Below are 13,455 nucleotides of genomic sequence, written 5' to 3' on the forward strand. Positions count from 1 at the left end.
TGGGTCGAGTGGGTAACGATGAAGATAATTACGAGATCGATGCTTGCTTCTGTTGCCTCTCTTGCGACCGGGCAAGCCGCCGTGCGCGGTATCTTGACGGCGGCCGGTTTGTCCGTCTGCCTGGCGGCTCCTGCCGCCCAGGCCCAGACGGCCGCGCCCGACGTATTGCAGGCGGTGCGCCCGCCAGTGGCGCGTCCAGAGCCTGACTTCACTCGCCTGGTCAAGGCCAGCGGCAATACCGTGGTCAACATCGGAGTGGCGCGTGAGGCATTGCAGCGCCGCCAGAACGGTGCCTTGCCGCAGGATCGCGTCGATGAAAGCACGCTGGGCTCAGGCTTCATCGTCGGTGCCGACGGTTATATCCTGACCAACGCCCACGTGGTCGCGCGCGGCAGCGCCATCAGCGTCAAGCTGAACGATCGCCGCGAATTCAAGGCGCGCCTGTTGGGCATCGATTCCATTTCCGACGTCGCTCTGCTGAAGATCGACGCCACCGGGTTGCCGGTGATCCGCATTGGCGATCCGGCTCGCATCGAGGTTGGCGAGTGGGTGCTGGCTATCGGCGCACCTTACGGTTTCAGCAATTCGGTGACCGCGGGCATCGTCAGCGCCAAGGGGCGCACCTTGCCGGGCGCGGACTACATGCCCTTCCTGCAGACCGATGTGCCGATCAATCCAGGCAATTCGGGCGGGCCGCTATTCAACATGCGCGGCGAGGTGATCGGCATCAATTCACGGATCTATAGCAACAGCGGTGGTTATCAGGGGCTGTCGTTTGCCATTCCCATTGACGTCGCCATGCGCATCAAGGAGCAGTTGCAGGCCAAGGGCTACGTGACGCGCGGGCGCATCGGCGTGGTGGTGCAGGAGGTGAGCCAGGCGCTGGCCCAATCCTTCGGTCTGCCCAAGCCGGCCGGCGCGCTGGTGAGCTATGTCGCGCCCTACGGCGCTGCTGCGCGGGGCGGGCTGCAGCCGGGCGACGTGATCTTGAAGGTGGATCGCCGCGACGTGGTGCAGTCGGCCGATGCGCTCAGCTATGTGGCCGACCGCACGCCCGGCGAGCGGGTGACGGTCCAGATCTGGCGCAGCCGCGCGCTGCAGACGCTGGACATGTCGGTCGATGCCTCCGAGACCGCGGCGCTGGCGGCACCGCAGCAGCAGGCGCAGCCCGAGATTCCACTGGGCATGACGGTGCGTTCGCTGCAGCCCCAGGAACGCACGCTGTTCAAGGTGGACGGTGGGCTGTTGGTAGAGCGCGTCAACCTCACGGCGTCGCGCACCGGTGTGAAGGTGGGCGATGTTGTCCTGGCGCTCAATGGGCAAAGCGTCTCCACCATCGAGGGCTTGCTGGATGTGATCCGTCAGACCGGCGGCAGTTCGGCATTGCTGGTGCAGCGCGGGACGACGCGGCTATTCGTTCCGCTGGAGCTGCCCAAGCCAGTGCACGAGGAAACCCAGACCGAGCTCGATCCGTGAGGCCGGCGCATGCCTGCCGATGGTGCCGCGAAGATGTCAATCGGTACTAGGGACCATTCACCTTCATCTCCTCGGTTGTCATAAATCATGACTCGAAGATGTCTACAGAAGGCTGGCCGGTCCAGTTGATTTCTTCGTGTTGATTTGCTCGCAGAATTGAGGCTCTCCATTTTTCCCACCTTCCGAAGGCTGCCACGCAGTCATGCGACCCTTCATATCCCAGCCCCCTTAAGTTCAGGAAGATCTGTCTCAGGGTTCGTCTCTGCTTGCGTGATTTGACTGCCTCGGCGCTGAGCCAGGCTGAACGGCGACACGCAATTCACATCGGTTTCCATCTGAACGGTCTGATTCAAAAACCGTTCTCCAAAAGAAAAATCCCGGCGCACGGCCGGGATTGTTTTTGGTGGGGAGGGCGGGCTCAGGCCAGCGCTTCCTTGGCTGCTTCCTCAGGCGTCAGGCCGTCGTAGAAGAGGTCGGTGAACCACTCTACCTGCTCCTCGATATGTTCCTGGGCCTGGTCGAGCGTCGCGCCGCCCTTGACCAGGAACTGTTCGACCTCGGTGCACCATTGGATCAGCGCTTCGGTTTCGGGATCCAGCTTTTCTTTCTTTGGCATGATGATTCCTTGCTCTCGGGTACAAATGTCCGGATGGACCCGTCAAGGATAAGCCAAAGCGGGAATGTACGCGAAACTATCGCGGCTTCATCGATCAATGCCTTGTCATTGCAACAATCCGCTTCCGGGTGGCGCCAGGCCGCTGGCCAGCACCGCCGCTGCCGAGCGCGTTTCCACGCCCAGTTTCACGAAGATGTGCTCCAGGTGCTTGTTCACCGTGCGCGGGCTCATGCCGAGGATGTCGGCGATGTCGCGGTTGGTCTTGCCTTTGCCCAGCCACATCAGCACGTCGTTCTCGCGCGGGGTGAGGCGATAGTCGTCGAGCGAGGAAGGCGAGGTGTCGTCGGCGCCCGCCGGCGCTGCGGCAGCGTGCTGTTTTTCTTCCAGCAGCAGGGTGATGCCGTGGCCTTGCCCGGCGGCGGAGACGGCGATGCTGAGCTCGGCGTCGCCGCGTCTTGCCACCAGCGGCGCGATGCCGTCGACGCTGCCGCCGCCCTGGCGCTGGCGCGCCAGGCCTTCGTTGAGCCAGCTTTGTACGGCCAGCGGCAGCTTGTGGCCGGACGATGCGCCGGCCACAGCCGGGAAATATTTCTCCAGCCACAGCGATGCCTTGCTGGTCTGCCACAGCGGCAGGCCGTTGCCGCCCATCACGATGGCCGCATGGGAGGCATGTTCGAGCGCGCCGCGCGCCTGCGACATCATGCGCGCGGTGCGGATGTGCGCGCCGATGCGCGCCACCACTTCCTGCGGCCGGATCGGCTTGGTGACGTAGTCGATGCCGCCGACCTCGAAGCCGCGCACCACATGCTCGGTCTCCGAGAGGCCGGTCATGAACACTACCGGCACATGGCTCACGCTCTTGATCAGCTTGATGCGGCGACAGGTCTCGAAACCGTCGATGCCGGGCATCATGGCGTCCAGCAGGATCAGGTCGGGCGTGACGCAGTCCAGGCGCTCCAGCGCGCTGACGCCGTCGGTGGCGACCAGTACGATGTGGCCGCTCTCGTCGAGCGTGTCCGACAGCATGGCCAGGTTGTCGGGCATGTCGTCGACGATGAGCACCACGTGCCTATCGAACGTCGTTGAGATCATGGCGGATCATCTCCTTGATGCGGGTCACATATTCGTTGAGGCGGAATTGCCTGACCAGTTGGCGCAGCTCGGTGGTGAAAGGCAGGTAGGCAGGATTTTGCCGTTCCATGTCGTCGAGCTGGCGCAGGATTTCCTTGGCGTAGCCGATTGCGCCCAGCTCCAGCAGGGCGCGCAGCTTCTTTTGCGCGGGCACCAGCATCAGCGGCTGTTCGGCCGGCGCGGGGGCGGCAGGCGCACTGGCTGCGGCAGCGTTGACCCAGTCCAGTTTGAGCTGTTGCTTGATCTTCGCCAGCAGTTCGCTGTAGGAGACCGGCTTGACGACGAAGTCGTTGTAGAGCGGCGTTTCGCTGCGCTCCAGCAGGTTCTCGAAGGCGTCGGCCGAGACGAAGATCACCGGCAGCTGCGCCAGCCCGCGTGCGCGGATGGCGCGGGCCACCGACCAGCCGTCCATCAGCGGCATGGCGATGTCGAGCAGCACCAGGTCGGGAACGCCGCGCGCGAGCTCCTCCATGCAAGCGATGCCGCTGTCGGCCTCGGTCACGGCGAAGCCCAGCGGCAACAGCATCTCCCGCAGCAGGCGCCGCTGCGAGGCCTGGTCGTCGACCACCAGCACGCGTCGCGCCGGGCCGGTGTATCCGCACATCTGGTCTTCCAGCTTCAGGCGCGGGCGCGGCACGTTGACTTCCGGCAGGTAGAGCTTCAGATGGAAGCTGCTGCCGCTGCCGACCTGGCTCTGCACCGACAATTCGCCGCCCATGATGTGGGTGAGCATGCGGCTGATGGCCAGGCCCAGTCCGGTGCCGATGTCTTCGCGCAGGTTGGCCGCGCTGCTGCGTTCGAAGGGCAGGAAGATGCGTTCCAGGTCGTCGTCGGCGATGCCGATGCCGGTGTCGATGATGTCGAACCAGGCGATCTCGCGCGCGTAGCGCACGCGCACCGTGACGCCACCGCGGTCGGTGAACTTGACGGCGTTGCCCAGCAGGTTGATCAGGATCTGGCGCAGGCGCTTCTGGTCGGCATGCACGATCTGCGGGATACGGCCGGTCTTTTCGAAGCGAAAGCTCAGGCCCTTTTGCTCGGCCTGTGGCGCGAACATGCCCTCGATCTGCTCCAGCAATCCCGACAGCGCCACTTCGTCGGACGCCAGGCGCATCTTGCCGGCCTCGATCTTGGCGATGTCGAGCAGACCGTCGATCAGGCTCAGCAGGTGCTCGCCGCTGCGGCGGATGATGGCGATGGCTTCCTTGCGTGCCGGCGGAATGGTGGCGTCAACGTGCAGGATCTGCGCGTAGCCGAGGATGCTGTTCAACGGCGTGCGCAGTTCGTGGCTCATGCCGGCCACGAAACGGCTCTTGGCGAGGTTGGCCGATTCCGCCGCCTCCTTGGCGCGCTGCAGTTCGGCGTCGGTCTGCTTGTGCGCTTCGATCTCCTGCAGCAGCAGATTGGTCTGGCGTTCCGACTCCTCCTGCGCCACGGCCCGGCTCTCATTGGTCAACACCAGCCACCACGACGCCACGCCCAGCAGTACCAGCAACGTGCAGAACAGCTTGATGAAGATGCCACGAATGGAGTCCGGTCCGCCCGGCGCGGCGCCGGAGATATCGGCCATCTGCTGGAAGTACAGCATCCACAGCACGATCGCCAGGCCGCCGGCCAGCACGCCGAACACGATCAGGTAGTGCCCGATGCGGGTATTGAGCTTGAGCGAGAAGCGCGCCGGAAGCAGGCTGCGCAGGGTCTGGAACAGCTGATTGGGCAGGCGCGCGGCCGGCGTCTTGCAGCGGTCGTTGCAGCGCGCATCCAGCGAGCAGCACAGCGAGCAGATGGTGCCCTGGTAGGCCGGGCAATGCGCCATGTCGGGCGTTTCGAAATGGTTGCCGCAGATTACGCACTCCAGTTGCCCATGTACGTGGCTGTGGCCTGAGAGCGTGTCGCGGCGGGCGATGTAGTAGCGACTCTTGGTCGCGACGGCGATCAGCGGCGCGCACAGCAGCGCCGTACCCAGTGCGATGAAGGGCGCCATTGCCGCCGCCGTCCTGCCCAGTGCGCCCGACATCGCCACGGCCGAGAGAATGGAGGCGATCGCCATCGAGCCCACGCCGACCGGGTTGACGTCGTACAGGTGGGCGCGCTTGAACTCGATGTGGCGCGGGCTCAGCTTGAGTGGCTTGTTGATCACCAGGTCCGACACCACCGCGCCTATCCATGAGATCGCCACCAGGCTGTACAGCGCCAGCACGTGCTCGAGCGCGTTGAACACGCCCAGCTCCATCAGCAGCACCGCGATCAGCACATTGAACACCAGCCATACCACGCGCCCCGGATGGCTGTGCGTCACCCGCGCAAAGAAGTTGGACCAGGCCAGCGAGCCGGCATAGGCGTTGGTGACGTTGATCTTGATCTGCGACACCACCACGAACAGCACCACCGCGCCCAGCGCCAGCGCCGGGTTGGAGAAGACGTACTGGTAGCCGATCAGGTACATCTGGGTCGGCTCCACCGCCTTCGCCATCGGCACTTCATGCTGGATCGCGAGAAAGGCCAGCAGCGCGCCGCCCAGCATCTTGGCGCCGCCCAGCAGGATCCAGCCGGGGCCGGCCAGCAGCAATGCGGTCCACCAGCGGCCGCGATTGGCGGCGGTCTTCTCCGGCAGGAAGCGCAGGAAGTCGACCTGTTCCCCGATCTGCGCAATCAGCGAGAAAGCCACCGTTGCGGCCGCGCCGAACAGCAGCAGGTTGAATGAGCTGCCTTCCTCGGCGCGGCCGGCGAAGGTGATCAGGTTGGCCAGGGCGTCCGGCTCCTTGTGCAGCACGCAGATATAAGGCAGCGCCAGCAGCACGATCCACAGCGACTGCGTCCACATCTGCAGGCGGTTGATCAGCGTGATGCCGTAGGCCACCATCGGGATGATGATCAGCGAGCACAGCACATAGCCGTAGACCAGCGGCAGGCCGAAGTAGATCTCGATGGCCTGGGCCATGATCGCCGCTTCCAGCGCGAAGAAGATGAAGGTGAAGGTGGCGTAGATCAGCGACGTGATGGTCGAGCCGATGTAGCCGAAGCCGGCGCCGCGCGTGAGCAGGTCCATGTCCACGCCGTAGCGGGCGGCGTAATAGCTGATCGGCAGGCCGGTCAGGAAGAACAGCACCACCACGCAGGCGATCGCCCAGAAGGTGTTGGTGAAACCATAACTCAGGGTGATGGCGCCGCTGATGGCCTCCAGCGCGAGGAAGGAGGTCGCGCCCAGCGCCGTGTTGGCCAGGCGGAACTCCGACCAGCGCCGGAACGAGCGCGGGGTATAGCGCAGCGCGTAGTCTTCCAGCGTCTCGTTGGCGACCCAGGTGTTGTAGTCGCGCCGGACTTTGACGATGCGTTGTGTGGCGGGGTTGGTCACATAGTGCTCGCGTTGTTGTCGTTTTCCATCTGGCCGGGCGCGGCAATTGCGGCGGTTGCCGCAGCGCCGCTCCCATTCTGCGGGACAGCATCTGCGCAAGGCCGCGCTTGCTGCGCCTCTTGCAAGCAATTTTCAAACCAATCGGCGGGCGACGGCATACGTCAAATGACGTATGCCGCCACTCCCTTTTTCCGCGGTTTCACCAAAACGCGGCGGGCAGGCGGCTTGCGAACCCCTTGTCCGGTGCGCTCGCCGGTGCGCGCTGCACCAACAGGACGCCGCGCGTGTGCAAAACGTGTGCGTCCGGCCTGCCGCGTAACGGCCGGGCCGTTACGTCAAACAACGTATTGTTGCGCCGCATCGCCAAACCTATTCTTCGTCCCAGAACGAAAGGCAATGCGGTGCCGGCGAGCGCAGAGGGAGAACAGCTCGCATGCCTGCACGCAGCCTGCACTCGTTTCGACCGACCCGTTTTGTGTGCATGCGCGGCCGGTCCGGCAAGGCCACGATCGCTTCCTACAACGTCCAACAAAGCCTCGAAAGGAGTACCGCATGTCGCACCGTTCCTCTTCCCGACCGCCTTCGTCCCAACGCCGCAAGATGCTGGCGGGCCTGGCCGCCGGTGCGGTTGCCGCCGCGCTGCCGGGCCTGGCCTCGGCGCAGCAGTTCCCGACCGCCAAGGTCAACACCACCAAGCTGGCCATCACCGACACGGAAGTCACCGTCGGCCAGTTGCATTCGGCCACCGGCACCATGGCCATCAGCGAAACCGGCTCGATCCAGGCCGAGCGCCTGGCGATCGACCAGATCAATTCGATGGGCGGCATCCTCGGCCGCAAGATCAAGATCATCCAGGAAGACGGCGCCAGCGACTGGCCGACCTTCGCCGAAAAGGCCAAGAAGCTGCTGGAGAACGACCGCGTCGCGGCCGTCTTCGGCTGCTGGACCTCGGCCTCGCGCAAGGCGGTGCTGCCGGTGTTCGAGAAGGACAACGGCCTGCTGTACTACCCGACCTTCTATGAAGGCCTGGAGCAGTCCAAGAACGTGTTCTATACCGGGCAGGAGGCGACGCAGCAGGTGCTGGCCGGGCTGAACTGGGTGGCCAAGGAAAAGAAGGCCAAGACCTTCTTCCTGGTCGGCTCCGACTACATCTGGCCGCGCACTTCCAACAAGATCGCGCGCAAGCACATCGAGAACGTGTTGAAGGGCTCGGTGGTGGGTGAGGAGTACTACCCGCTGGGCAACACCCAGTTCGGTTCGCTGATCAACAAGATCAAGCTGAAGAAGCCCGACGTCATCTTCGCCGACGTGGTCGGCGGCAGCAACGTGGCCTTCTACAAGCAGTTGAAGGCCGCCGGCGTCACCGCCAAGACCCAGAACCTGCTCACCATCTCGGTGACCGAGGATGAAATGCTGGGCATCGGCGGTGAGAACGTCGAGGGCTTCTTCGCCTCGATGAAATATTTCCAGAGCCTGGACAACGCCAACAACAAGAAATTCGTGGCTGAATTCAAGGCCAAGTTCGGCGCCAATTCGGTCATCGGCGACGTCACCCAGGCCGCCTACCTCGGCCCCTGGCTGTGGAAGGCAGCGGTCGAGAAGGCCGGCAGCTTCGACGTCGACAAGGTGGTGGCGGCTTCGCCCGGCATCGAGCTGAAGACCGCGCCGGAAGGCTACGTCAAGGTCCACGAGAACCACCACCTGTGGAGCAAGACCCGCATCGGCGAGGCGCAGAAGGATGGCCAGTTCAAGGTCATCTACGAGTCCGACCTGATCGAGCCGAATCCTTTCCCCAAGGGCTATCAATAAGCCTGTACGGCCATGGCATCCCCCAGTCTTGTTGGTGGCGTTCGCGTTCCCGGCCTTAGTGGCCGGGCGACGGACGACGCTGGATCCCGGCCTGCGCCGGGATGACGGAGGTGGGGCCGCGGCCATCGATCCGAGCAGCAAAGCGGCGGCGCCTGTTGTGACATGCGGGCGTTGCCGCCCCTCGGCTTGCCGGTGCGTGAGCCCGGCTTTTTTCGCTCCATCCTTCATCGCCCACGGCGGGAGTCAACATGGTTTCTCTATCCGAATTCGGCGCCATCTTCGCCATGCAGGGCTTCAACGGCCTCTCGGTGTTCTGCGTCCTGCTGCTGATGGCGCTGGGCCTGGCCATCATCTTCGGCCAGATGGGCGTGATCAACATGGCGCATGGCGAGTTCCTCACCATCGGCGCCTACATCACCTACCTGCTGTCGCACCTGACCACGACCTATGCGCCGGCGCTGCAGCCGTTCTACTTCTTCGCGGCGGTAGTGCTGTCCTTCGCGGTGGCCTATGGTGTGGGCTATCTCACCGAGCTGCTGCTGATCAGCCGCCTCTACAAGCGCCCGCTGGACACGCTGCTGGCGACCTGGGGCCTGTCGCTGGCGATGCAGCAGACCTTCCGTTCCATCTTCGGCGCCAAGGAAGTCAGCGCCACCTTGCCGGACTGGCTGCTGGGCTCGTTCAAGCCCACCGATGCCATCGACATCCCGATCAACGGCCTGTTCATGATGGGCCTGACGGTGCTGCTGACCGGCGCTATCTTCGTCCTGCTGTTTCGCTCGCGCTGGGGGCTGCAGGTGCGCGCCACCATGCAGAACCGGGTCATGAGCGGGGCGGTGGGCATCAATACCCGCAAGGTCGACCGCACCACCTTCGCGCTCGGCTGCGGCGTGGCGGGCGTGGCCGGGGCGGCATTCACCACGATCGGTTCGACCGGTCCCACCAGCGGCTCGCTGTACATCGTCGACACCTTCCTGGTGGTGGTGTTCGGCGGCGCGCAGAGCCTGATCGGCACCATCGCCTCGGCCTTCTCGATCGCCCAGACGCAATCCACGGCCGAGTTCTTCCTGACCGGCTCGATGGCCAAGGTGCTCACGCTGTCGGCGGTGATCCTGATCCTGATGCTGCGTCCGCAGGGGCTGTTCTCCAGCAAGGTGCGCAAGTGATGCCGGCGCCGGCGGTTTCTTCCCGACTTTCCCTCCGCGAGGTTCGACAATGAATGCAGCGTATGAAAAATTATTGGGCGGCAGGTCCGGGTTGATCGGACTGGCGGTGATGGCGGCCCTGTTGCTGGTAGTGTTCCCGCTGGCGCTGGACATGTTCCGCCTCAACCTGGTGGGCAAGTATCTGTCCTACGCCTTCGTCGCTGTCGGCCTGGTGCTGTGCTGGGGCTACGGCGGCATCCTGAGCCTGGGGCAGGGCGTGTTCTTCGGCGTCGGCGGCTATTGCATGGCGATGTTCCTGAAGCTGGAGGCGTCCGACCCGGTCAGCACCAAGATCCAGTCCACGCCAGGCATTCCCGACTTCATGGACTGGAACCAGCTGACCGAGTTGCCGGCCATGTGGCAGCCGTTCCACAGCTTCGGCTTCACCGTGCTGGCGGTGCTGGCGGTGCCTACGCTGCTGGCCTTCCTGATCGGCCTGGCGATGTTCAAGCGGCGCGTGGGGGATGTCTATTTTTCCATCGTCACGCAGGCCATCGCGGCGATCCTGTCGATCCTGATCATCGGCCAGCAGGGCCTGACCGGCGGCGTCAACGGCATCACCGACCTCAAGACTTTGATGGGCTGGGACATCCGCACCGACAGCGCCAAGCTGATCCTGTACTTCGTCAATGCCGGCCTGCTGTTCGGCTGCATCCTGCTGGGCCGCTACATCCTGTCCTCCAAGCTCGGCCGCCTGCTGGTGGCAATGCGCGACAAGGAGGAGCGGGTGCGCTTCTCCGGCTACGACGTGGCCAGCTTCAAGGTGTTCGTGTTCTGCGTCGCAGCCATGTTCTCGGCCATCGGCGGCGCCATGTTCACGCTGCAGGTGGGCTTCATGTCGCCGTCCTTCGTGGGCATCGTGCCCTCCATCGAGATGGTGATCTACGCCGCGGTGGGCGGGCGCATGTCGCTGCTGGGGGCGGTCTACGGCACGCTGCTGGTGAACTTCGGCAAGACCTACTTCTCCGAGACCTTCCCTGAACTGTGGCTGTTCCTGATGGGCGGCCTGTTCATTGCGGTCGTCATGTATTTCCCCAACGGGCTGGCCGGGTTGTACCAGGCCCAGGGCAAGCGGCTGATGGCGCGCTTGCGCAGCAAGCCGGCGGCCGAGCCGGAGCCGGTCAGGCCCAAGGCGGCTTCGTCCAGGCCGGCCGTAACCGAAACCACTCGCGACGGCATCGAGCCCGGCGCCACCCTGGAGGCCAGCAAATGAGCGACGCACCCATCGGATTCGAGTCGGACGCCCACCCGGTGCTGGCGATCGAAGACCTCACCGTTTCCTTCGACGGCTTCAAGGCGGTCGACAAGCTGAACCTGTACGTGCAGCGCAATGAGGTGCGCGTGGTGATCGGGCCCAACGGCGCCGGCAAGACCACGGTGCTGGACCTGATCTGCGGCAAGACGCGCGCCACTTCGGGCAGCATCCGCTTCAATGACCACGAATTGACCAGGATGAGCGAGCACGCCATCGTGCGCGCCGGCGTCGGGCGCAAGTTCCAGACGCCGTCGATCTACGAGAACCTCTCGGTGTTCGAGAACCTGGAGATGTCGTTTCCGCGCGGCCGCAAGGTGTTCGGCGCGCTGACCTTCAAACGCTCGCCGGACGTGGTGGAGCGGGTGGAGTCGGTAGCCGCCGAGATCTTCCTGGACGAGTTCCTGCATACCCAGGCCGACCTGCTCTCGCACGGTCAGAAGCAGTGGCTGGAGATCGGCATGCTGCTGATGCAGGATCCGGAGCTGCTGATGCTCGACGAGCCGGTGGCCGGCATGAGCGTCTCCGAACGCGAGAAGACCGCGCAACTGCTGGGACGCATCAGCCAGGGGCGCTCGGTGGTGGTGATCGAGCACGACATGGATTTCGTCAAGAGCATCGCGCACAAGGTCACGGTGTTGCACCAGGGAAAGATCCTGGCCGAGGGCAGCATGGACAAGGTGCAGTCCGACCCCAAGGTCATCGACGTCTATCTCGGCCACTAACGGGAGTGGCTGGAAAAACGCCGCTGGACTGCGTTGCTGCCTCCTTGCCGTGCTCATGCACTGTCTGCGTCGGCGCGCCTTGCCAGCGACGTTTTGCCAGCCACTCTGAGAATATTTGAGGAGAGCTTCATGTTCAAAGTCTCGCAACTCGCCTCCGGCTACGGTCAGAGCGCGGTCATCCACGACATCAACCTGTCGGTGGCGAAGGAGGAAATCGTCGCCGTCATGGGCCGCAACGGCATGGGCAAGACCACGCTGTTCAAGACCCTGATGGGCATTTTGCCGCTGCGCGGCGGCAGCATCAGTATCGACGGCGTCGAGCTGGGCGGCATGGAAAGCCACCAGCGCGTGGCGCGCGGCGTGGCCTATGTGCCGCAGGGGCGCATGATCTTTCCCGGCATGACGGTGCTGGAAAACATCCAGACCGGCCTCGGGCCGGCCGCGCGCGGCAAGGTGCCAGACGAACTCTACGCGCTGTTCCCGGTGCTCTACGACATGCGCACCCGCAAGGGCGGCAACCTCTCCGGCGGGCAGCAGCAGCAGCTGGCCATCGCCCGCGCGCTGGCGACCAATCCGCGCGTGCTGCTGCTGGACGAGCCGACCGAAGGCATCCAGCCCTCCATCATCAAGGACATTGCGCGCAGCCTGAAGGAGATCCGCAAGATCCGCGAGCTGACCATCATCGTCTCGGAGCAGGTGCTCAGCTTCACGCTGGAGATCGCCGACCGCTTCCTGGTGATCGACAAGGGCCGCTTCGTCTACGAAGACACGCGCGACCACGTCGATGCGCCGACCATCAGCAAGTACCTGTCCGTATAAGCGAATTCTTTACCGCAGCTTTTGCAAAGGAGTGAAACCATGAGGCATGGAGACATATCGAGCAGCAAGGATGCCGTCGGCGTGGCGGTGGTCAACTACAAGATGCCGCGCCTGCACAATCGCAGCGAAGTGCTGGACAACGCCAGGAAGATCGCCGCCATGCTGGTGGGCATGAAGCAGGGCCTGCCTGGGCTGGACCTGGTCGTGTTCCCCGAGTATTCCACCCACGGGATCATGTACGACGAGGCCGAGATGTATGAGACCGCCGCCGCCGTGCCGGGAGATGAGACCCGCATATTCTCCGAGGCTTGCCGCATCGCCGGCGTGTGGGGCGTGTTCTCGCTGACCGGCGAGCGCCATGAAGAGCATCCACGCAAGGCGCCATACAACACGCTGGTGCTGATCAACGACCAGGGCGAGATCGTGCAGAAGTACCGCAAGATCATGCCGTGGACGCCGATCGAGGGCTGGTATCCGGGCGACGCCACCTATGTCTGCGACGGCCCCAAGGGCTTGAAGATCAGCCTGATCATCTGCGACGACGGTAACTATCCAGAGATCTGGCGCGACTGCGCCATGAAGGGCGCCGAACTGATCGTGCGCTGCCAGGGCTACATGTATCCGGCCAAAGAGCAGCAGGTGTTGGTGGCCAAGGCGATGGCGTGGATGAACAACGTCTACGTCGCTGTCGCCAACGCGGCTGGCTTTGACGGCGTGTATTCCTATTTCGGCCATTCGGCCATCGTCGGCTTCGACGGTCGCACGCTGGGCGAATGCGGCACCGAGGAAATGGGCATCCAGTACGCCGAGCTGTCGGTGGGCGCAATCCGCGACGCGCGCCGCAACTGGCAGTCGCAGAACCATCTCTTCAAGCTGCTGCACCGCGGCTACACCGGCAAGATCAATTCCGGCGAATCGCCGGCCGGCGTGGCCGACTGCCCGTTCGACTTCTACAAGACATGGGTCACCGACCCACAGGGCGCGCGCGAGCAGGCCGAGGCCATCACGCGCCGGAGCGCCGGCACGCCGGAGTGCCCGGTGCCGGGCATTCCAGCCCAATGAGCCTG

At 64.2% G+C, this 13,455-nt stretch carries 10 protein-coding genes; 7 read left to right on the forward strand and 3 right to left on the reverse strand.

Annotated features, from left to right (window positions below; translation table 11 throughout):
• Positions 1–39 precede the first annotated feature (39 nt).
• A complete protein-coding gene (locus CEJ42_RS08710; protein WP_088750655.1) occupies positions 40–1,476 on the forward strand; it encodes a Do family serine endopeptidase in 1,437 nt (478 codons plus the stop codon).
• Between the two features lie 418 nt (positions 1,477–1,894).
• Here CEJ42_RS08710 and CEJ42_RS08715 read toward each other — a convergent pair whose 3' ends face one another.
• The 3 genes from CEJ42_RS08715 to CEJ42_RS08725 all read right to left on the reverse strand — a co-directional run bounded on the left by CEJ42_RS08715 (position 1,895) and on the right by CEJ42_RS08725 (position 6,578).
• Positions 1,895–2,092, reverse strand: a complete 198-nt coding sequence (locus CEJ42_RS08715) for a hypothetical protein (protein ID WP_006713029.1) — start codon at positions 2,090–2,092, stop codon at positions 1,895–1,897.
• A 105-nt stretch (positions 2,093–2,197) separates the two neighbouring features.
• The gene (locus CEJ42_RS08720) at positions 2,198–3,184 is read right to left on the reverse strand and encodes a response regulator transcription factor (protein WP_088750656.1); all 987 of its coding nucleotides are present in this window, start codon (positions 3,182–3,184) and stop codon (positions 2,198–2,200) included.
• Positions 3,162–6,578, reverse strand: a complete 3,417-nt coding sequence (locus CEJ42_RS08725; RefSeq protein WP_088750657.1) for an ATP-binding protein — start codon at positions 6,576–6,578, stop codon at positions 3,162–3,164. Before CEJ42_RS08725 ends, CEJ42_RS08720 begins: the two co-directional genes overlap by 23 nt.
• 552 nt (positions 6,579–7,130) lie before the next feature.
• Between CEJ42_RS08725 and urtA the strand changes: the two genes are divergently transcribed.
• From urtA to CEJ42_RS08755, 6 genes are all read left to right on the forward strand, one after another.
• On the forward strand, positions 7,131–8,387 hold the full coding sequence (urtA, locus tag CEJ42_RS08730) for an urea ABC transporter substrate-binding protein (protein WP_088750658.1): 1,257 nt from the start codon (positions 7,131–7,133) through the stop codon (positions 8,385–8,387).
• Positions 8,388–8,635: 248 nt separating this feature from the next.
• A complete protein-coding gene (gene urtB / locus CEJ42_RS08735; RefSeq protein WP_088750659.1) occupies positions 8,636–9,553 on the forward strand; it encodes an urea ABC transporter permease subunit UrtB in 918 nt (305 codons plus the stop codon).
• A gap of 49 nt (positions 9,554–9,602) precedes the next feature.
• The gene (gene urtC / locus CEJ42_RS08740; RefSeq protein ID WP_088750660.1) at positions 9,603–10,805 is read left to right on the forward strand and encodes an urea ABC transporter permease subunit UrtC; all 1,203 of its coding nucleotides are present in this window, start codon (positions 9,603–9,605) and stop codon (positions 10,803–10,805) included.
• The gene (urtD, locus tag CEJ42_RS08745; protein WP_088750661.1) at positions 10,802–11,569 is read left to right on the forward strand and encodes an urea ABC transporter ATP-binding protein UrtD; all 768 of its coding nucleotides are present in this window, start codon (positions 10,802–10,804) and stop codon (positions 11,567–11,569) included. Before urtC ends, urtD begins: the two co-directional genes overlap by 4 nt.
• A 129-nt stretch (positions 11,570–11,698) precedes the next feature.
• Positions 11,699–12,388, forward strand: coding sequence for an urea ABC transporter ATP-binding subunit UrtE (gene urtE / locus CEJ42_RS08750; RefSeq protein ID WP_088750662.1), 690 nt, complete (start codon positions 11,699–11,701; stop codon positions 12,386–12,388).
• Positions 12,389–12,427: 39 nt separating this feature from the next.
• Positions 12,428–13,450 (forward strand): aliphatic amidase, encoded by a 1,023-nt coding sequence (locus CEJ42_RS08755; RefSeq protein WP_088750663.1) that lies wholly within the window; start codon positions 12,428–12,430, stop codon positions 13,448–13,450.
• The last annotated feature ends 5 nt before the right edge of the window (positions 13,451–13,455 follow it).

The organism is Herbaspirillum robiniae, assembly GCF_002213415.1.
Lineage (GTDB): Bacteria > Pseudomonadota > Gammaproteobacteria > Burkholderiales > Burkholderiaceae_D > Herbaspirillum > Herbaspirillum robiniae.